This window comes from Acinetobacter sp. AG1 (genome assembly GCF_001005525.1).
GTDB classification, from domain to species: domain Bacteria; phylum Pseudomonadota; class Gammaproteobacteria; order Pseudomonadales; family Moraxellaceae; genus Acinetobacter; species Acinetobacter modestus.
In genome coordinates this window covers 1-20,613 of the sequence record NZ_LBMZ01000082.1, presented here as the reverse complement: position 1 = coordinate 20,613, position 20,613 = coordinate 1, and the positions used below count along the sequence as shown (strand labels likewise).

19 protein-coding genes are annotated in these 20,613 nt (G+C 39.0%); 8 read left to right on the top strand and 11 right to left on the bottom strand.

Going from position 1 to position 20,613, the window contains the following annotated elements; all coding sequences use genetic code 11:
- Nucleotides 1-209: 209 nt before the first annotated feature.
- From nudC to AAV96_RS02455, 6 genes are all read right to left on the bottom strand, one after another.
- Nucleotides 210-983, bottom strand: a complete 774-nt coding sequence (nudC, locus tag AAV96_RS02480; protein ID WP_046738189.1) for an NAD(+) diphosphatase — start codon at nucleotides 981-983, stop codon at nucleotides 210-212.
- 97 nt (nucleotides 984-1,080) lie between these two features.
- Nucleotides 1,081-1,344, bottom strand: a complete 264-nt coding sequence (locus AAV96_RS02475) for a TIGR03643 family protein (protein WP_034601686.1) — start codon at nucleotides 1,342-1,344, stop codon at nucleotides 1,081-1,083.
- A 224-nt stretch (nucleotides 1,345-1,568) separates the two neighbouring features.
- Nucleotides 1,569-2,291, bottom strand: coding sequence for an FMN reductase (gene msuE / locus AAV96_RS02470; protein WP_046738188.1), 723 nt, complete (start codon nucleotides 2,289-2,291; stop codon nucleotides 1,569-1,571).
- Between the two features lie 89 nt (nucleotides 2,292-2,380).
- Nucleotides 2,381-3,574, bottom strand: a complete 1,194-nt coding sequence (locus AAV96_RS02465) for an LLM class flavin-dependent oxidoreductase (protein ID WP_046738187.1) — start codon at nucleotides 3,572-3,574, stop codon at nucleotides 2,381-2,383.
- Between the two features lie 19 nt (nucleotides 3,575-3,593).
- Nucleotides 3,594-5,927: a TonB-dependent receptor gene (locus AAV96_RS02460; RefSeq protein WP_046738186.1), complete on the bottom strand. Its 2,334-nt coding sequence runs from the start codon at nucleotides 5,925-5,927 to the stop codon at nucleotides 3,594-3,596.
- A 237-nt stretch (nucleotides 5,928-6,164) separates the two neighbouring features.
- The gene (locus tag AAV96_RS02455; protein WP_046738185.1) at nucleotides 6,165-8,777 is read right to left on the bottom strand and encodes a TonB-dependent receptor; all 2,613 of its coding nucleotides are present in this window, start codon (nucleotides 8,775-8,777) and stop codon (nucleotides 6,165-6,167) included.
- A gap of 275 nt (nucleotides 8,778-9,052) precedes the next feature.
- On the opposite strand from AAV96_RS02455, the gene AAV96_RS02450 reads away from it, so the two are divergent.
- A complete protein-coding gene (locus AAV96_RS02450; protein ID WP_046738184.1) occupies nucleotides 9,053-10,636 on the top strand; it encodes an ABC transporter substrate-binding protein in 1,584 nt (527 codons plus the stop codon).
- A gap of 106 nt (nucleotides 10,637-10,742) precedes the next feature.
- Here AAV96_RS02450 and AAV96_RS02445 read toward each other — a convergent pair whose 3' ends face one another.
- From AAV96_RS02445 to AAV96_RS02430, 4 genes are all read right to left on the bottom strand, one after another.
- Nucleotides 10,743-11,147 (bottom strand): ExbD/TolR family protein, encoded by a 405-nt coding sequence (locus tag AAV96_RS02445; RefSeq protein ID WP_004655022.1) that lies wholly within the window; start codon nucleotides 11,145-11,147, stop codon nucleotides 10,743-10,745.
- Nucleotides 11,147-11,884: a MotA/TolQ/ExbB proton channel family protein gene (locus AAV96_RS02440; RefSeq protein ID WP_046738183.1), complete on the bottom strand. Its 738-nt coding sequence runs from the start codon at nucleotides 11,882-11,884 to the stop codon at nucleotides 11,147-11,149. The genes AAV96_RS02445 and AAV96_RS02440 overlap by 1 nt, the downstream gene beginning before the upstream one ends.
- A 31-nt stretch (nucleotides 11,885-11,915) precedes the next feature.
- Entirely contained in the window at nucleotides 11,916-12,731 is an 816-nt protein-coding gene (locus AAV96_RS02435; RefSeq protein WP_046738182.1) for an energy transducer TonB, read from the bottom strand.
- A 190-nt stretch (nucleotides 12,732-12,921) separates the two neighbouring features.
- Complete coding sequence (locus AAV96_RS02430; RefSeq protein ID WP_046738181.1) at nucleotides 12,922-14,055, bottom strand: LLM class flavin-dependent oxidoreductase; 1,134 nt, start codon at nucleotides 14,053-14,055, stop codon at nucleotides 12,922-12,924.
- Nucleotides 14,056-14,368: 313 nt separating this feature from the next.
- Between AAV96_RS02430 and AAV96_RS02425 the strand changes: the two genes are divergently transcribed.
- The 7 genes from AAV96_RS02425 to tatC all read left to right on the top strand — a co-directional run bounded on the left by AAV96_RS02425 (nucleotide 14,369) and on the right by tatC (nucleotide 19,352).
- Complete coding sequence (locus tag AAV96_RS02425) at nucleotides 14,369-15,442, top strand: ABC transporter substrate-binding protein (protein ID WP_046738180.1); 1,074 nt, start codon at nucleotides 14,369-14,371, stop codon at nucleotides 15,440-15,442.
- 3 nt (nucleotides 15,443-15,445) lie between these two features.
- Nucleotides 15,446-16,285, top strand: a complete 840-nt coding sequence (locus AAV96_RS02420; protein WP_046738179.1) for an ABC transporter permease — start codon at nucleotides 15,446-15,448, stop codon at nucleotides 16,283-16,285.
- Complete coding sequence (locus AAV96_RS02415; RefSeq protein WP_046738178.1) at nucleotides 16,285-17,073, top strand: ABC transporter permease; 789 nt, start codon at nucleotides 16,285-16,287, stop codon at nucleotides 17,071-17,073. Before AAV96_RS02420 ends, AAV96_RS02415 begins: the two co-directional genes overlap by 1 nt.
- Before the next feature lie 36 nt (nucleotides 17,074-17,109).
- Nucleotides 17,110-17,865 (top strand): ABC transporter ATP-binding protein, encoded by a 756-nt coding sequence (locus AAV96_RS02410; RefSeq protein ID WP_046738177.1) that lies wholly within the window; start codon nucleotides 17,110-17,112, stop codon nucleotides 17,863-17,865.
- A gap of 95 nt (nucleotides 17,866-17,960) precedes the next feature.
- On the top strand, nucleotides 17,961-18,176 hold the full coding sequence (locus AAV96_RS02405) for a Sec-independent protein translocase subunit TatA (protein WP_004655037.1): 216 nt from the start codon (nucleotides 17,961-17,963) through the stop codon (nucleotides 18,174-18,176).
- A 13-nt stretch (nucleotides 18,177-18,189) separates the two neighbouring features.
- On the top strand, nucleotides 18,190-18,606 hold the full coding sequence (gene tatB, locus AAV96_RS02400; RefSeq protein ID WP_046738176.1) for a Sec-independent protein translocase protein TatB: 417 nt from the start codon (nucleotides 18,190-18,192) through the stop codon (nucleotides 18,604-18,606).
- Nucleotides 18,603-19,352 (top strand): twin-arginine translocase subunit TatC, encoded by a 750-nt coding sequence (tatC, locus tag AAV96_RS02395; RefSeq protein ID WP_046738175.1) that lies wholly within the window; start codon nucleotides 18,603-18,605, stop codon nucleotides 19,350-19,352. Before tatB ends, tatC begins: the two co-directional genes overlap by 4 nt.
- Nucleotides 19,353-19,394: 42 nt before the next feature.
- Here tatC and AAV96_RS02390 read toward each other — a convergent pair whose 3' ends face one another.
- Entirely contained in the window at nucleotides 19,395-20,471 is a 1,077-nt protein-coding gene (locus AAV96_RS02390; protein WP_046738174.1) for a sigma-54 interaction domain-containing protein, read from the bottom strand.
- Nucleotides 20,472-20,613 lie beyond the last annotated feature (142 nt).

Below are 20,613 nucleotides of genomic sequence, written 5' to 3'. Positions count from 1 at the left end.
ATATCATTTAATACTAAATAAAAGCAATCATTCTCAATTTCATTCATTATAAATTCATTATAAATTCATTAGTAAATACAACTCTAATTATTTCCATGTTTAATCGAAAAGTATTTTATGTAAAAATTCAACATAAAATACTTGGATATCTGAATTATAAAGTTGACTAAATCCGCCCAAATAATGCTAATAAGTAAATCAATACAAGATTACAACCATTCACTCGTATCATCGGCGACTGCTGTACCATGAATGATATGCATAATCATGGCATAGGCGATGCTGCCTTTAAATGGGATTTCTGGAAGTTGATCAAATTTAAAAAATTGAGCATCACTAAGCTCATCTTGCTGTAATTCAATTTCACCTGCGTGATAATCTGCTTTAAATGCAACCATCAAATTGCTTGGAAATGGCCAAGGCTGACTTGCCAAATATTTTATATTTTTAATGTGTAGGCCTACTTCCTCAAGTGTCTCACGTCGAACGGCATCTTCTAATGTTTCCCCTACCTCAACAAAACCCGCGATCAAACTATACATTTGCGTTTTATTTCGTGCATTTTTTGCGAGTAGAATTTCATCATCACCACGTGTAATAATCGTAATGACACATGGATTCACTTTTGGATATTGTGTATAGCCACAACTTGAGCAAACCATCGCAAACTGCTCAATGCTCTGGGTAGTTTTAGTTCCGCATCGACCACAAAACTGATGATTACGTCGCCATTCAAGTAGTTGTACAGCTCGACTTGCTTGCTCAAATTGCGTCTTATTCCAAAACTGTACTAATTGACGAATCGGTACAAAATCGAATCCTTCAGGAATGGTTTCATTTTCACATAAATCTCGAGCAATCACATTATGATCACTTGATAACGCCAGATCATTATGCAATCTTTCGACTTGAGGAAGTTGGAAATCTTGATCCACTAAAAGCTGCTGTTGTTGAAAAATATAAGCAATTGATAAATTAGACATTACTTTACCTTAGTGATATGCAATTGATCTATATAAATAAAATCTATGCTGTAGAATTGGTTATGAATGAAAGCTTCTAATTTGTCACTGAACTTATTCAATGATGTTTATATTGGCGTGAGCAGTAACCACGAGAAACTTCAGGCGAACGCAACTGCAAATGTTTTGTCTTCCTTCCACTTACTCTCTTCCGCCAAAGCTTAAAGCTATTGGTTTGTAAATGAAGCCGCATAAGTCGGATTACAGCTGATTCATTCAAACCATATTCACGAGAGATCGCTTCAAATGGGGTTCTGTCTTCCCAAGCCATTTCAATAATTCTAGATATATCACCATCGAGATATTGAGCTGTCTGAATCACAAAATCATCCTTACTTTTTAGAATTAAACTCAAAAATTCATGCAATAGATGACTATCAATCATCTGTTATCAGAATTTAAATATTTGGATAATATTAAGATGTTATAGATGAAAAATTTGTGATTTCTTAAGATGAAGTAGTATAAGGAAATGATCTAAACAAGGGAGACGTTAGATCTCCCTTATAACGATAAGTAATTGACCTACAACTTATATAATTCGTTTTACACGGCAGCGGTCTTTTTAGGATGTAACCTCGCTTCAGCTACGTCAAGATCAGGAACTTCAACAGATGGAAGAATTGAGTCTTGTTCAACTTGTTTATTGATACTTAAATCTTTATTGGCCTTTTCTGATTTAGCCTTAACCTTTTGCTCACGTAATCCTTTCGCTGGTGCCCATTGCAAAATTGGTAAAGCTCGAGCAACAGCAAGTAAGATACGGTCATTCAATGCTTCACTTTTGACTGTATACTCAGGCGTAAAGTCACGATCTGTTGCATAAACACCTATAGGTAAAGTCTGTGCTTGGAAAAAGCTGAACAAAGGACGAAGTTGATGCTCAAGTACCAAAGCGTGGCGATCACTCCCACCAGATGCAGCAAGTAATACTGGAACATCCACTAAAGCCGTCTGCTCAACAAAATCAAATAAATGTTTAAACAGTCCCGTAAAAGAAGCACGATAAACTGGTGTACCAACGATTAAGGCATCAGCGGCTTCAATAGCAGCCAAGTCATCTTGTACTTGTTTGGGTAACTGACTCCGATAAATTGCACCACCCAATAAAGGACCAATTTCACTAAGTTTTACAAACTTCACATTTATTTCTATTGCCTGTGCTAATTCATCCAAAATCGTTTGAATCAAACTTTCAGTTTTTGATGGACTGTTAAGACCACCTGAAACCGCGACAATGTTGAGTGGTTTATCATTTGAATATGACATATTTGGCCTTTAAAAAATAAAACGATGACTAATATGGAATAAACCAAGACTTCTATTTAAAGCCTTGGTTGAATAGGATCGAGTGTGATCTAGGCAATACGGTACTTTGACTCTTCTGGAATACGCTGTAACGCCTGACGTTGATTTTTAAAATGTGGTAGAACATGTTCACCCAAGCGATAAGCTTCTTCTAAATGCGGATAACCGGCCAAGAAGAATAAGTCGATTCCGATACTGTTATATTCCTTGATGCGTTCAACAATTTGTTGATAGCTACCGACCAAAGCAACACCTGGTGGGATACCAATGTAGCCAAAGCCAGACCAAACATTGGGATGAATGAAGAAATCATTCACATTTTTACTGCCATCTTTATCCGCATATTCTTTTTCAAAGCTAAGTACCCGTGCTGATCTGAGCCCTGCATGGGCTGCTGATGCATGTAAACGTTGCTTCTCTGCTGCCTCATCTAGATAACGTTGTGCCTCTGCCAAAGCTTCATGTTCACTACGGCGAGCAATCGTATCGATAGATAAACCAAACTTAATATTGTCACGTCCATATTTTGCAGCACGTTTACGTACATCAGCGATAAGTGCTGCAATTTCACTTGGTTTTTCGGCACGCATTAAATAATAATCTGCGTGCTTTGCACCAAACTCACGTGCGGCTTCAGAAGAACCTGCCGTACAAATGATGGGTAACTCTGCTTTATTGAGTGGATATTTTAATCCTCCACCCTCAGCAGAATAATATTTGCCTTGGTAATGGAATGATTCGTTATACCAATAGCCTTTTACAACATCGAGAAACTCAGTTGCACGGATATAACGGTCATCATGAGGCGTGGCATCTCCAACCTGACGTTGAATCACCTCAGATCCACCATTAATGATATTCCACACCAGACGGTTACCTGTTGCACGTTGGTAGGTTGCAGCACTTTGTACCGCATTGTATGGACTAAAGTGATAAGGCTGGAATGCCGTCACAAAATTCAGTCGCTTGGTTTCTCTGGCTAATAGCGAACAAACAGTCCAAGGATCCTCTCCAGTTGGTGCATTGACCATCAAAGCACCTGCGAAACCATTGATTTCTGCTGCGCGCGCCACCTGTGCTAAATAGTCGATATACGTAAAGTCATCGCCCACTTGATAGTTAGATGTTGCTCCCGTATTTTCCACGCCAGATACCTGCGCCCAATCACCACGATTACGAGGATCGCCTGCTAAAAACTCAGCTTCACCATGCAAAGGTAAACGAGTAAAAAATTCAATTCCCATGATGTTCTCCGTATAACAGTTAGAATTTGGCTGTAAGAGAAACACCAACTTGGCGTGGGTTTCCGTAGGTTAAAACATATTGTCCTGCTGGGCCATTTGGACGACCATGTACCTGATATTCTTCATTCAGCAAATTCTTAACATAGGTATTGACCTGATATTTATTATTTGCGCTGTGATAACCAATATTGGCATTCCACAAGGTATACGATTTTTGGCTAAGGATTGGATCAACCGAATAGTCTTGACGATTCACCAAGAAATATTCACGATCACGATAGCTTGCGTCAGTACCCACAACGATACGAGCGCCATCATTTAAATTGAAGGTATATTCACCACCAACACCGATGGTATATTTTGGTGAGCGGACTAAACTGTTCCCGGTATTGTCGGCATTGACCACATTGGTTACCGGGTTCTTGTCAACGAAGTCAGTATATTCACTATCTAAATAAGCCCCTGCAAAACGTAAGCGTAGATTTTCAGTGGCTAAATAATCAAGCTCTAACTCTGCACCTTTCACTTCTGCTTTTGGCCCATTGGCTAAAACTGAAGTAACACCGCCTCCTTGCCCCTCTGTTGCAACTAATAAATTGGTCTGGATATCTTTATAGTCATAATAGAAAATATTGGCATTTGCGACTAAATCCCCGCCCAGTAAACTAGATTTCAAACCGAGCTCGTAACTGTTTAAATATTCAGGGTTAACGTCCGCAAGTTGGGTTAGGCTACTGGATAAACCTGTATTAAAACCACCAGAACGGAATCCACGTGCAAATCTAAAATAAGTATTTAAATCAGGTGTAATTTCATATTCTGGTGTAATGTCATAGGTCAACTCATTCCATGTTTTCTTACGGCTGGTTGAACCATTCGCATTTGCAGTTGGGTTATAGACGGCGTTGCTATACCCATCTTTTTTCCACCAACTTCCTTTAGTATAGTCACCTGTTGTAATCTGAGTCAGGTCGAGATCAATATCTTTTTCTTCACTGGTCCAACGTAATCCACCAGTCACTTTAAATTTATCTGTAAATTTATAGGTACTATTTCCAAACACGGCAAAGCTTTGTGTGGCTTGATTATAAGTAATGTCTCTAAATGCAGGGGTGGATGCCGTCTGTGCAGGTGCACCGTTTGGCAAAGTTTTCTTGACCCGTGCACTCACACCCGTAGAATCTAGATCTTCCTTAAAATAATGTAATCCTGCAATCCAGCTTAAACGTTTGTTCGCATCGGATGAAACTCGAAACTCTTGGCTATATTGACGCCATTCATTATCACTATAACTCCGCGCAACGTCATAAGGGGTGTAATCACCATCTGAAATCGACTTTTGTGTGGTCTTGTCAAAAGCCGTGATTGAAGTAAAGCTATGGCCTCCTCCTAAATCTCCATTTAAGGTTAGTGAAGCACCATCGTGCTGAATTTTATTACTTTCATCCAAATCTAAATTGGTATTACGCCCTTCTGGTCTTTCATAGACGCCCCAATATTTCCCAATACTTAAGGAACCATTGTTTCCTAAACCATTGTAGGTTTGGCTATGCAAATTAACTAATGCATTCCATTGGTCATTCACTTTACCTAAAATCTGGAAACGGAAAGATTTCTTATCGACATCACCATAATCTTCGCCATTCGCTAAATTCTTGGCATAACCATCACGATCTTCAGAGTAAAAAGCTCCACGTACCGCAATATTGTCTGAGACTTTGCCATTGGCAGCCCCCTCGAAAGTACGTAGGTTATGATCACCTACACCTATCGTTGCATAGCCATTTGGTTTTTCTGAGAACGTTGGTTTTTTAGAAATATAATTGACCGCACCTGCTGTAGTATTTTTGCCGTAAAGTGTGCCCTGTGGTCCACGTAGAACTTCTATACGTTCCAGATCAAATAAGTCTCCTGCACCTGCAACGGGTGCATTCAAGTACACACCATCTGCATAAATTCCGACAGGAAATACAGTTGATGCAGCCACATCACCCGTGCCTAAACCACGAATATACCAGCGTGGACGGCTATCACCATCTGGGTTTTCCGCAGCAGCATTCGGTGTATACGTTAAAACATCACCAATAAAGGTTGAGCCCTTGGCAGCCAAATCTTTACCAGAAACAGCCGTAATCGCGGTTGGAACTTTTTGAATATTTTGTGCTCGATATTGTGCTGTTACAATCACATCACTTAACTTTTTGACATCTTTTGCATTGACCACCTGCGCCTGTTGCTCAGCTGTGATGCCTGTATCGATCTCTTCATTTGCCAAAGCCAATGTCGAAACACTCGCTGTTACTCCCCACATAGCAGTTAAAATACTCTGCCTAATTTTTGTAACCTTAAACATGGTGACTCCATTTAAATAAATCTATTCTTATATTGGCAACTTCTATGCCACTTAATTTATTTTATAAATTTCAATACCTTAAAAAACAAAAGTAAAACTTATGATTAGATTTTGCTGATAGATAAACATTTTCCGTATGTTGTTGTTGTTATTCCAACATTGTTTGTTTTTGAAAAATGAAAGAAAAAATAGCCATACAACTGTATGGCTATTTAGAATTAAAAATATTTCATGTATTTAAAATTTATAACTAAATTGTCCCTGCACCGTGAGTGGGCGCATTGGTTGTAAAAACTCGCTATTTGAACCTGCTAAACCATTGACGAAATTACGTTCATTAGTCAAATTCAGAATATTCAAACCCACAGTCCATTGCGGTTGTCTATAGTAAAGTCCCAAATCCAGATTATAGTTATTCGGTACTTTGACCGTTTGGCTTAAATTGGTATACCAGTCACTTGTCCACCACCCAGATAAGTTCACACCAATGCCCGATTGATGTTGATAATCTACATAGGCACTTGCAGAGTATTTTGGAATACCCGCCGCATCATAACGACCTGCTTTACGCTGGTTTAACCCATTACTGTCCCCCCAGACAGTCGCATTGTCTGCATGGAAGCCAAAGGGAGAAAATCCTGCTGGAATAATTGAGCTATATTCAGCATTCAAATAGGTTAAGTTTCCACCTATCGCAATATTTTTTTGTAGCTGCCAACGTAGTGAAGATTCAATCCCTTTCACTTCAAAGCGTGCCATATTGCCATTTGTATCCGGTGATAAATCTCGCTTCTGCTCAAATCCACTTAATGTGAGGAAGAGTTGATCGATGATCGGCTCATATTTAAATCCTAATTCTTTTAATTCACTTTGACTGTCGAACGCTAAAGGATTCAGTTGATTGCCTGCCCCCCAAATTAGAAATGGGCCAAAAACACCTGTGTTGAGTGCAGTGCTCTTATCATAGGTAAAATACAGTGTAGTTTTTTCTGTTGGCTTGATAAATGTACTGGCTTGATAACTGAGCAAACTATACTTATTGCGATCTGAACGGACATCTGTCGGCACTAAGACCAGCGGATTTTCAAGTTTGGCTTTGATTGAACTGTGATTAATCCCAAGATTAATGCCGAACACATCATTAAAGGTAAAGTTCTGCTGAGTAAACACACTCCACGTATCCCAAGACCCCGCTCCTGTATAAACAGCACCACCACCATTGGGAGGGAAACCACCTTTTTCAGCATATAAGCCATGGCCGACTGGATACATCCTTGGCAAATTTAAATAACCAAAGTATTGAGAATATTGAGGAACACCAGCCTGTCCAATCCAGCCTCCTGTTGAACTGCCATTATTGACCAACCCCAGTAAATCTCCAGGATTCTTTTGAGAAGGATCATTGGTCAGATCATAAGGGTTAATATTAAAACTATTATTTGCCGCTAAAGAAGTAAATTCCTCACGGCGAAATGCGCCTCCTGTACTGCTTTTATTATTCACTTTCAGGCCAAACAACTCGAAATCATAATCTGCAAGGAATTCTAAGCGATTATCAAATAACTCATGTTTCAGATCAGTAAAGAAACTTCCAACCGAATCACCTAAATCCTTGCTATTTTGATAAAGCGTACTATTAGAAACAGACCAATGCGTATTCAAATCTTTAACTAATTTTAATTGGGTGCTGAATCGTTTAGCACTATTTTTATCTTCACTTCGACCAGAAATATTATCGTCTAGTTTGACCAAGCCATTGCCAGGTATAGATGGATCATAGACCCAACCTCGAATCGTTCCGGCCTGATTTGCTGTTGCATTAGGTAAAGGTGTTGTTTGAACTGGGCCTACAGCAATATATTGGTTTTTATCATTCTTTTGTCGATTCTGCCAACCAATCACTTTGGAATTCGCAGCTCCAGATTCAAATACAGGTGACCAGAAAGCTGAACCATTTTGAATAATTGGCGTAGCTCTACCTTTGTAATACTGACGGTTATCAACAGATTGTTGTGTTGCCCTATTCCAACCATGTGTCACATTAAAATCATAATAATCGTCATAACTTATATTCCAGTCAACACGCAGACTATCATCTGGACGCCAAGCTAAGGCACCATAGAATGCATTAAAATTATTTTTCACATTGTCATAATAATCATCAGTTTTTTGGGCTGTTGCACTGACACGAAATGCAAGTTCTTTAGAGATCGGAGCTGTATGATCAATACTGACAGCAAAATTAGGTTCTGTACCTTTTCCTGCATAGATTGAACCAACTGAGCCAGAAATCGTTGTTTCTGCTTTATTAAAGTTAGGTTTTTTAGTGAGATAATTAATATATCCACCTGAACCCGAAGTAGGCGCAAAAATCACTCCCGTCGGCCCTGCAACAATATCTGCTGCTTCATATGCATTTAAATTGGTCGGATGACGGGTACTATAAATTCGTTGACTATCTTGAAAGACTTCTGAATTTTGCCCCCGAATCTGCGGTGCGAAATTGGCATTTTGTCCTCCACCTCGGGTAATACTTGGCGCATATTTAACAAGATCATCTGCACTACGAATCACATCTTCACGAAATTGTTGTTCCGATACTTGGGACACTACACGAGGTGTGTCTAATACAGAGCCATCCGTTCCATAGATTGAAGTCACTTTACGTTTGGGAACAACAGTTTGTTTTTTATTTGCACCAGTCACCACGACATCTGCCAAAGTAATCACATCACTTTCAGTATTTGCCGATGTATTTTGGGTTTCTTCGGCAAACACATTTATGGGTAAAGATGCCCCCGAAAAGGCTAAGGCAATCACTAAAGGTTTTAATTGAAAAGGCTGCTTCATATCATACTCAGTAAAGTAAATTTACAGTACGTTACGCAAGGCCTATGCCAATCATTAAACAGCCTCCAAACAACACCCAAGATATTGATTTAATAGTTTTTAATTTTCATATATTTAGATATCAGCTTTATAAATGTTTATTTTTTCAACAGATTTGTTGGAATAAAGACAGTAGTCAAAAACTATAATTAATTAAGACACTGATAAATATAAATAAATTATTGGCATTTATTCTGCAAGTCCATAAAGATGACTATCCAATATGAGTATTTATAATGACAAGTCGATCAATTCTATTGTCACGTCGAAAGTTTTTAGCACAAAGTCTTACCGCAGTAGGTAGTGTATCTTTAATAGGGAGTTTGTCTGGCTGCGATCAATCACCACAAAAGGGTACTGAAGTACAGAGCCCATCTTCACTCACTCCCAAACATGGTGGAACGATTCGATTGGGTCTAATTGGTGGACAACAGTCAGGCAGTTTAGATCCACATCTGTCTACTTCAAGCGCAGGAATTACCCGAGGTTTTGCCATATATAACAAGCTATGGGAATGGGATGAAAATATGCTTCCACGTCTTGCCTTGGCTGAATTTGCTGAACCAAATCATAATGCGAGTGAATGGACCATTCGTCTACGTAAAGGTCTAGAATTCCATCACGGTAAAACAATGACTGCTGATGATGTGATTTTCTCAGTAAAACGTTTAACTGACCCAAAGCTTGCTTCGCCGTTTCGAAATCTGGTGCAATGGATTGATCGGGATCACATTCAAAAATTAGATGAATATACCGTTCGTATTCCTTTTATCAATTCAATTGCTGGTTTCGTTGCACTACCTGAAACTTGGGTGAATTTTGGTGGAATCGTACCTACCGACTTTGATCCAATCCATAATCCAGTCGGTGCTGGGCCTTATAAAGTTAAACAGTTTATCCCTGGTCAACGTTCTGTTTTCACCCGTTTTGAAAACTATTTTAAAGCGGATCAACCTTATGCAGACAGTTTTGAGGTGATTGATTTTAAAGATCAAGTCTCACGTTTAAATGCCTTATTGGCAGGACAAATTGATATCGCCAATGCCATTTCACCTGAATACATTAAAATTCTGGAGCAGGCAAAGCATATTCAAACCATTCGTTCTGAAACGAATACCCATAATGGTTTTGACTTTAATACGCAACAAGCCCCTTTTAATGATCCTAAAGTCCGTCAGGCATTTCGTTTAATTGCCAATCGTGAAGAGCTTGTACAACGTGGGTTAAATGGTCAGGGACGTATTGCCAATGATCTCTACTCACCACAGGACCCTGCTTTTCTTAACCTACCCCAACGTCAGCAAAATATCGAGGAAGCAAAAAAGTTATTAGCACAAGCTGGTTTTAAAGATGGTTTAAATGTTGAACTTGTTGCGCCTGCTGGCAGCGCCCAACCTGCACTGATCTTTGCAGAACAAGCAAAACATGCCAATGTGAATATACGAGTCAAACAAGTCGATGCCGCTACATTTAATGGAGCAGACCGCAATAAATGGCAATTGTCGAGTAACGCAACCAATGTCGGTACACCCTATTTATCTACTGCTGTTGTCAATGATGCACCTATTTCAACAACCAATAAAATCAATTTTAAAGATCCTGAATATAGTGAGTTGTTTTATAAGGCGCTTGCCGAACCAGATTTAGCAAAGCGGAAAGTGTATTTGACCCAAGCACAGAAAATTCAACATGAACGTGGTGGAATGCTGATCTGGGGATTTAGCCATACCATTGATGCAGCCACAAAAAATATTGGAGGCTTAGCCCCAGAACATACTATTTTTCCAACGTGGCGTTTTGAGAAATTATGGAAGGCTTAAGCACATCCGTTTAACTTTGCTTCCCCTCTTTATGAGGGGATTTTTATTCTGCTGGCAGAATAAATTAAAAAAGCTGCCGAAGCAGCTATTTAAGATGTGGCTGGGATTATTGAGGAACAGTGATCACTGATAATTTATCTACACCAACTCGTTCAATACTTGCCAATAATTTTGCCACTGTCCCATAAGGAACAGTTTCATCCGCATTCAGGTTCAAAGCCAGCTTCGGGTTGCTATTCTTGCGTGACTGAATTTCTTGTTCAAAACTTGCAAGTGACACTTTGTCCTTATCCAAAAATATCTCACCCTGTGGATTAACACTAATCACGACAGCTTTATTCTGATCAGTGGATTGAGTCGGTGCGGCCTTAGGTAAATTGACTTTCACCGTATTGGTCAGCAAAGGTGCTGTGACGATAAAGACAATCAGCAAAACCAACATCACATCCACCAACGGTGTAATGTTGATTTCACTCACCACATCATCGTCTTGAGAGGTAGAAATTGCCATTATGCAAATACTCCTTTCTCTTTCACTTCTTTTGTTGAAGCATCATTCAGAATCGTAGTCTCTGCTGTATTTTTGGTTTTAGCAGTCGGCAATTGAAAACCAGCCTTTTGATTTAAACTGACAAAATCTGTTGCAAAATCATCTAAGTCTGCACCAATCGCTTTAACTTTACGTACAAAGTAGTTATAGGCAAGCACAGCAGGTACAGCAACAGCGATACCAATTCCTGTTGCAATCAATGCTTCACCAATCGGTCCAGCAACCACATCCATGCTTGCATTACCAGAATGGGCAATCGCCTGTAATGCATGAATGATTCCGAATACGGTGCCAAACAAACCAATAAAGGGTGCATTGTTACCAATAGACGCCAATAGCGCTGAACCTTTCTCCAATTGACGACGTTCAGTTAGAATCTGTTTGCGTAAGTGACGTTCCAATAGGTCCTGACGGCTCCAACTGTTTTGCAAGTCATGGTGTGTTTTTTCATCTGCTTCTATCAGTGTTTTAAACCCAGCATTTGCAACACGTGCTGCTGGTCCTTGACCCGATGCAGATTGAGTTACGGCGTCAGATAAATTTTTTGCTTTCCAAAACGTCTCTACGAAACGTTTATCTTGTTTTGATGCTCTTTGGGTCTGAACTATTTTGATTACAACCAGTGCCCAAGTCACAATAGAGAAAGCAACCAATAACCAGATAGTGCCGTCATGGATCAATGAATTAATGTCAGTCATGTGAATATCCTCTTAATCTATAAAATTAAATTTATTTCGGTAATTGATAATGAATTGGAACATCGACCCAACCTTCTACAGGGGTTTTACCTTTTAAAGCAGGTGAAAATTTCCATTGCTTTACTGTTCTTACAGCAGCGCTATCTAAAAGTTTTTTGCCACTACTTTGCTTGACACTGACCGTATCAGGGCTACCATTTGCTAATACTTTGACCCTTAAAATCACAGAACCCTCCCAACCACGTTCGAGTGCCTGTTCTGGATATTCGGGTGCAGGATTACTCAGATAACCTGCATATCCTTTCGCTTCCGTCACAGGTAAGTTGTCATCGACCGACTTCACAGGTTCAACCACTTTCTGAACAGGTGCAGGAGTCACCTCTTTGGTCACAACAGCCTCTTCAACTTTTTGTGGCGTAGGCTGAGTGACTGCTTTAGGTTGCTCTACCGCTTTCTGTACAGGTTTGGGTTGTTCAACCTGTTTAACTATTGGTTTTGGCTTTTCCACAACCGGTGGAGTTTTAGGTTTCTCTGTTACAGGAGGAATTTTAGGTTCAATCACTTTGGGTGGTTCTTCAGGTTTTACAATTTCAATCACCACGGGTTCTGGCTTATGAATGTCCAAAGTAGGTGTAGGCAAGTGTTTTGCGATATACCAAATTCCTAAATGCGCAGAAGCAACTGCAATAATCGCAATCAACACTTTATTCAAGCGTGGTGGAGATGGTTGCGTAAGCTCCAAGGAATGCCGTGTAAACGGATCTGCTATGTTGTTTGAACTAGCTTCAGGTGCATATTGTTCAAATAGCAACGCCCGTTTATGCGAGTTAAATATTAGTTCACTCATAGGGTTTTAAACGAAAAATAAAATATTGAATAAAAAATTGCACAAGTCATGCCAAAAGAACAAGTGTTTGATTTTTATATTTTTAATCAGTATTTTTTAATTAATCGATATTCAATATGTTGGTTTTCAGACAGTGTTATGCTGTTCAAACAACAAGATCCCTTTGATATCTCAAAGGGATCTAAATTTATTATTTTAATTTATATCCAACCAATGGTAAGACCTCTTCTGCTACCCGATAGGCTTCTTCCAAATGAGGGTTACTGGCTAAAATGAAATGACCAACGCCAATATCAATATATTCTTGCAAACGCTCTGCAACCTGTTCATAGCTACCCACTAAAATACAGTTTGGTCCGCCACGTACATTGGACATACCCGCCCAAACGTTCGGACTTACAAATAAGTCTTCGAAACGATTACCCTGCGCCAAGGCCTGCTGACGTTTTGCACCAACCGACTCAGTATCTTTTCGTTCAAATGCATGACCATCAACAGCAATGGTTTCATACATCTGTTTAAGCTCCTGAAAAGCTTGCTCTTGTGTAGGCCGTGCCAGTATATCAATACGCATACCAAATTTGACTTTGCGATCAGGCGAGTTTTGTTCAAAAAACGCTCGCGCCTGTTCAATGACTTTTTTCTGCTGCTGAACAGGTTCACCCCAAGTTAAGTGAATATCAGCATGGCGTCCTGCGACTTGTAAGGCAGCATCACTCGCACCAGCCAACCATAACCGAGGTACATCATATTGATTCATTGGGTATCTCAACCCACCCTGCTCAACATGAAAAAACTTGCCATCATAGTCAAATGGCGCATGATGTGAATAACCTTTTACAAACTCTAAAAACTCGTTGGTCCGTGCATAGCGCTGGTCATGTTCAATAAAATCACCATAAGCACGTTGCTGCGCACCGCCTCCACCTGAAATGACATTCCACTCTACTCGCCCCTGACTTAAACGCTGTAAACTGGCAGCCATTTGGCTGGCATAGGCTGGATGAATAAACCACGGCTGAATCGCAATCAACAGTCGAAGTCGTTTGGTTTCCCTTGCTAATGCTGAAGCCAATACCCAAGGCTCTTCAGTATGAGGAAAAGCGGGAATCAATGCGCCATGAAAACCAACAATATCAGCCGCTTTTGCCACTTGTTGTACATAATCATAGTAGGCAAATAACTGATCTTCATGTTGCGGAGCCACGCGTTGTGGAGATTGAATTGCTGGATTTAACTGATTCCATTCACCACGGGTATGTAACTGATGTGCTCGACGACCATCCCCATGAACAGGAATTCTCCATAAAAACTCAACTGACATAATAGTTCTCAATAATTAAACATTTCACGACATCGTGTTCGTTAGCTATGTCATGAGCAGAAATCATGCCGCTTTTTATTCGATATTTTTTTAACATATATCATTGTTTTATTTAAACTTTGTAAAAACACACCAAAACACAGTGTTGAAATTTCAACACTTCTATAGATTTAAATGTCTGTTTCACAGCATACATGACTGACTCAACAACAATAGTCAGCATAAAAAATAATAAATAATTGATTTTTATATATTAATTATTTTGGCTTAGATCTTGCTCTATTCCTCTATATTTTTTAATTCTTATGATGATATGCGTATTCTTCCTAGCTTATTTTTAAGTTTTAGTCTTTTAGGACTCGTCGCTTGCGATGCAAAACAAAACCAACAAGCATCTGAGAGTAAACCTACTCAGCAACAGTTGCGTATTGCTGTCGTAGCAAATGGAACATCAGGTAGTCTGGACTTTATTGGCGTACCACAACTCATCTCTCAAGACCCTATTTTTCTCAAGGCCTTAAAGCAACAACATATTGAATTGAAATGGGAGCCAGTAACAACTGCTGCTGTAGCGACTTTAGTGAATGAAAGTTTCCTGAACAATAAAATTGATTTTGCTTTTTATGGCAACCTACCAGCTGTCGTACTAAATGCAACTGGGCTAAGAACACAAATTGTTGTGCCTGGGGGGATTGGTAATAATGTCTATCTGATTGTGCCACCTGATTCACAGGTAAAAAGTATTAAGGACTTAAAAGGTAAAAAAATTGCTTTACATCGTGGCCGTCCTTGGGAAATCAATTTTGGTCAACTCATACAAAGCAAAGGTTTAAACCTCAAAGACTTTCAGATTATTAACCTCAATCCTCAAGCAGGTGCAGCAGCTTTATCTGCCAAAAGTGTGGATGCATTTTTTACATTAAGTGATGCGCTAACTTTACAAGACCGCCATCTTGGTAAAATTATCTGGTCATCTCAATCCTTGCCTGCTGACTGGAAAATGCGTGCAGAATTATGGGGACGTAAAAACTATATTGAACAATACCCAGAGACCACCCAGTTACTTGCTGATGCAACAGTTAGGGCAATGAACTGGATATCCCAACACCAAAATGAATTTCAGCAGAGTCAAACCAAGTTTGGACAACCTTTGTCTGTGATTCAACGTGAAAGCCAAAATAGTGCAAGTACATGGCAACAGGATTGGTCACCTGAATACAAAGTTGATTTCCTTAAACAACACTATGCCAAAGTCATTGATCATGCTGTGAAAAACCAGTTGATTCAAACGCCTTTAAAAGCAGATGAGCTGTTAAATCCAAAATTTTCCGAGCAAGCAATTCAAAATTTACATGCAAACGATCATCAGAATAAACAGGGAGACTAAGCGATGAAAACGCTCGTGAATCCCCCACTTGAAAAGAATATCGTTGTAGATAGATCGCCGTTATGGAGGAGGATTTCTGCTGAGCAATTGTATAGGCTGCTCTCTCTGATTTCCCCCATATTGGCTTTACTTACTTGGCAATTTATTTGCTCTTTACAAATTTTTCCAACTCAAATTCTGGTGCCACCCGCAACGGTCTGGAATACATTTATGAGTTTATTGCAAAGTGGTGAACTACAACTGCACTTAAAGGATAGTCTTGCTCGATTATTTTTTGGATTTTCGATTGCAGCACTCAGTGCCATTGCTTTTGGAATTGCCTATGGTTCAATCACCACATTCCGTAATTACACTTATATCTTATTTAGTCTGCTTTACCAGATTCCGATCTTTGTGCTTATTCCTATTTTTATTCTCGTTTTTGGGATTGGTGAACTGTTTAAAATTTTACTCATTATCAAAGCCTGTTTTTTCCCAATTGCTTTGGCAACAGCAGATGCAGTGAAAAATATTCCTAAACAATATATTGAACTCGGTCAAATCTACAAACTTAAAACGCGAGCGTGGCTGCGGTACATCGTCATCCCCTCAACATTACCACCCTTGATCAGTGGACTACGAATTGCATTAGGCCGAGCATGGTTGATTTTAGTTGCCGTTGAATTACTTGCAGCGGGTACCGGCATTGGTCAGATGATGGAGCTTGGACGACAAATGCTTCGTCTGGATGTGGTGATGGTCGGGGTATTTATCACAGGCATGATTGGTTTTAGCCTCGATAAACTTTTACGTTTGGTCGAACAACGCTTTATATCACCTGCTCTCAGTTCAAGGGGGAAATAATGTCGTCACTATCACTGACTTTGAAAGGTGCATTACAACAGCCTGTGGTCCTATTACAAGGTCTCGTACTTCCAGCAATATTACTAGCGTTATGGCAATACAACTCAGGACTAGGCTCTAGTCATGCCTATGCCTTTGTCCCTTTACAGAATATTTATTCTGCTGCTCTTCAACTACTAGAAACAGGTGAATTATGGGTGAATACATGGGGTAGTCTGAAGAAAGCGGGATTAGGTTTTTTATTTGGTTCAACAGCTGGACTCATTTTAGGCGCCTTACTCGCCTATTCAAAAGTTTTTAATGCACTGGTTTCGCCACTGTTTAACAGTATCCGACAAGTTCCGCTCCTCGGTTTAACCCCATTAATTGCTTTATGGTTTGGCAATGGTGAAGAAGCCAAGATCTTTATTATTGCACTGGCTTCTTTTTTCCCCTTGGTCATTAATACCTTTCAAGGGCTCAGCCACTATGATGAAAAATACAGTGAAGTCGCACGAATCTATCAGTTTTCATTTTGGCGTGAACTTAAAAGAATCCGCTTGCCACAAGCCTTGCCACATATTTTAACGGGGTTAAATTTAGCGGTCCCTTTTACCTGGATCACCACCACCGCAAGTGAGTTGCTATTCAATGCAGGCGCAGGCTTGGGCAATCTCATGATGAAAGCTGAAATTAATGCTGAAATGGACATCCTATTGGTGTGCGCAATTACCGTCACGATGAGCGGTATTTTGATGACCACATGTATCCACTTCATTTCAAAACGTCTGCTGCAATGGCGAGCTTAGTAGCCTCTAATTTAAAAATACAATCAGGATTTCAACATGTCTTTTCCTTTACTCTCGATTAAAAAACTCAATAAATCATTTCAACGTGATCAGAACAACTTAACTGTTTTAGACGGTATTCATCTCGACATTGAGCAAGGCGAATTTATCTCCATTGTCGGCAGCAGTGGTTGTGGAAAATCGACTCTACTTCGTCTAATTGCAGGACTAGACCCAGACTATCAAGGTGAAATTTTACTCAATAAAATTCCGATCCAAGGGACAGATTTAAAACGAGGCTTAATTTTTCAGGAACATCGCTTACTGCCTTGGCTCACCGTTTCCGAAAACATCCATTTGGCGCTGGAAGAAACGGGGTTAAGCCGTTCAGAAAAAAATGCACGTGTGAAAGAGCATATCGAAATTGTTGGACTCACTGGATTCGAGAATGCCTACCCTCACGAATTGTCTGGCGGTATGGCGCAGCGGGCTGCCATTGCACGTGGGTTGGTCAATAAACCTGATATTTTACTTTTAGATGAACCGTTTGGTGCATTGGATGCCATGACCCGGAGTCATTTACAGGCTGAACTGCAACGTATCTGGCAACATGAAAAAATCACCATGATTCTTGTGACGCACGATATTGAAGAAGCAGTCTATCTTGGAGATCGTGTGATTGTGATGTCAGCTCGACCAGGGAAAATCAAGGAAATTATACCTATTCCTTTAGCCCATCCAAGACATAAAGACAGTGAAAGCTTATTCAATTTTCGTAATCAAGCACTTCATCTACTGGATCATACCGCATAATTAAATCGAATATTGATCGATATTAATATGATTTAGAAAACAGACGATGTCGTGATATTAATAGTCTTTATTATATATTATTCAGGAGTTTTAGCATGGGTTTATCAATTTGGCATATTCTATTATTTGCCGTTATCGTTATTTTATTATTTGGCACTTCAAAGCTAAAAAACCTAGGAAAAGATTTGGGTGGTGCAATTAAAGACTTTAAAGACTCTGTTAATCCTGATGATCCAAAATTAATACAGAATCAACAATACAAAGATATTAATTCGTTAGAATCAAATAGCGAGAAGCAGACCAAGTTATAAGTGATATATTGCCATGTTTAATATCAGTTTTGGGGAACTATTTGCTTTTGGCATTATTGCCCTCATCATTTTAGGGCCTGAAAAGCTTCCTCAAACATTAAGAACGGTACTATTCAAATATAGAGCAATTAAAAACCACCTCAATAAAATCCAGAATGATCTAGAAAATGAACTGGAATTGATTGAACTAAAAAGGATCATGCAAGAAGAGCTGCAAAAAATAAAACAAAATGAAGAACAGCTCAAACAACAACTCGCGCTCATGCAACAAGAAATTGAAAATGTACAATCCACTGTTTCTTTGGAACAAAGAACCAAAGCAACGTACACCACGGATTATGTCTATATCCAATCACATGACAAGTTAAAGACGCCATTTTTAACTCATTTTAAAACAGTAAATAAATTCAATGAGGATCAAGCCGCATGACTGAACATCTCGTCAGTGAAAACCTCACTGAAATGAAATATAGCGAACACCTGAAAGAGTTAAGAAAGCGTTTGATCTATAGCATTGGTGCGGTTGTTGCCATTTTTTTAGTGCTTCTCCCGCTTGCCCAACAAAACTACCATGTTCTTGCTCGACCTTTAATCTCATTATTACCTGTTAACTCAACCATGATTGCAACGGATGTCATGGGTACATTTTTAGCGCCGTTCAAACTCAACATTTATCTGGCAATTCTAGTGAGTATTCCCTTTATCCTGTATCAGTTTTGGCAATTTGTTGCACCTGCACTCTACCAAAACGAGAAAAGATTTGGTGTCGCTCTGGCCGTTTCCAGTATTTTTTTATTTTATCTGGGTCTCTTGTTTGCTTATGGCCTGATCTTACCCTTAGCCTTAAAATTCTTTGTATTGGCTTCTCCTGAAAATGTATTACCGATGACGGATATCAATAGCTATCTAGATTTCTGTTTAAAGCTTTTTCTTGCTTTTGGTCTGGCATTTCAAATTCCAGTATTAACTTATATTCTTATTTTTATTGGAATTCTCTCTATTCAACAATTAGAAGAACATCGTAAACACATCATTGTGTTCTTCTTTTTTATTGCAATGTTCATTACCCCTCCAGATGTGTTCAGTATGCTTGCTCTTGCTGTCCCTATGTGGCTATTATTTGAATTAGGTTTATGGATCACTAAATTAACAACCATAAAAAAAGAACATCCATAGGTCAAAAATGGATGTTCTTAAAACCAAATATTCTGTCTTTTTCTATGCGATTTCATTTTCATTCTTATTGGGTAATAAATTATACCGAGACAAAAGGTTACGCAAAACATTGCGCGAAAGACCCAACATTTTTGCAGTCTTCACCTGATTATTCCAGCAACTTGAAAATGCTGTATTCACAATCTTATCTTCAATAATATGCCATGCTTCTCCATCATACTCTTGAAATAGGCGCTTTAGAATATTTTCAAACTCTTGGATTAGATCATTATCTGGTAATGCAGTTGAGCTGCCTTCTTCAGAAAATCTTAAATGTTCAATATCAATTGTTTTCCCGCCACTGATAAGCAGTGCATAGTGAATATTGTTTTCTAGCTCACGGATATTACCCGGCCAACTATAATTGAGGAGTGCATTCCTTGCTCGGTCACTAATATTAGGCTTTGTTGTAATCAACTTCTGTGAATACGAATTTAAGAAGAAATCAACCAAAGGTAAAATATCTCCTTTACGTTCACGCAAGGGTAAAATATTTAGAACCACAACATTCAAACGATAATACAAGTCTAAACGGAACTTATTTTCTGCAACAGCTTTACGTAAATCTACATGTGTACCAGATAAAATACGGACATTAATTGGAATCGGTTTTCGCCCACCTACACGAACCACTTCTTTTTCTTGCAGTACACGTAATAGCTTGACTTGTAAAGAGAGTGGTAACTCACCAACTTCATCTAAAAATAAAGTACCACCATCTGCGGTTTCAAAAATTCCTGCCCGAGTTTTATTTGCCCCAGTGAATGCTCCAGCCTCGTATCCAAATAGTTCAGACTCTGCCAGTGTTTCCACCAAAGCACCACAGTTCACAGCGAGGAATGGCTTGTTTCTTCGATCACTTTTCAAATGAATTTCGCGTGCAATCAATTCTTTACCAGTACCAGATTCACCTTGAATGATGACACTTGCAGAACTTGGCGCAATGGTTTCAACTTGGTTTAATAACTTACGGGAGTTTTGATCAGAAAAAATAATTGCTTTTGCTCTTATGGGTTTTACAGGAACACCATTATCAGGCAAAGTAATTACTTTATAATCATTATCTAAAAAAGATTTCATAATTACCCCTAAAGCTTATGATATAAGCATTTTTAAAACACCATCTTACATTTCAGTTCTTTTTTTAATAAATAACAAATTAAGATATTTAATCCAAAATTCACATTTCATCTTAAGTTTTGAATTTATTTATAAATTAAAA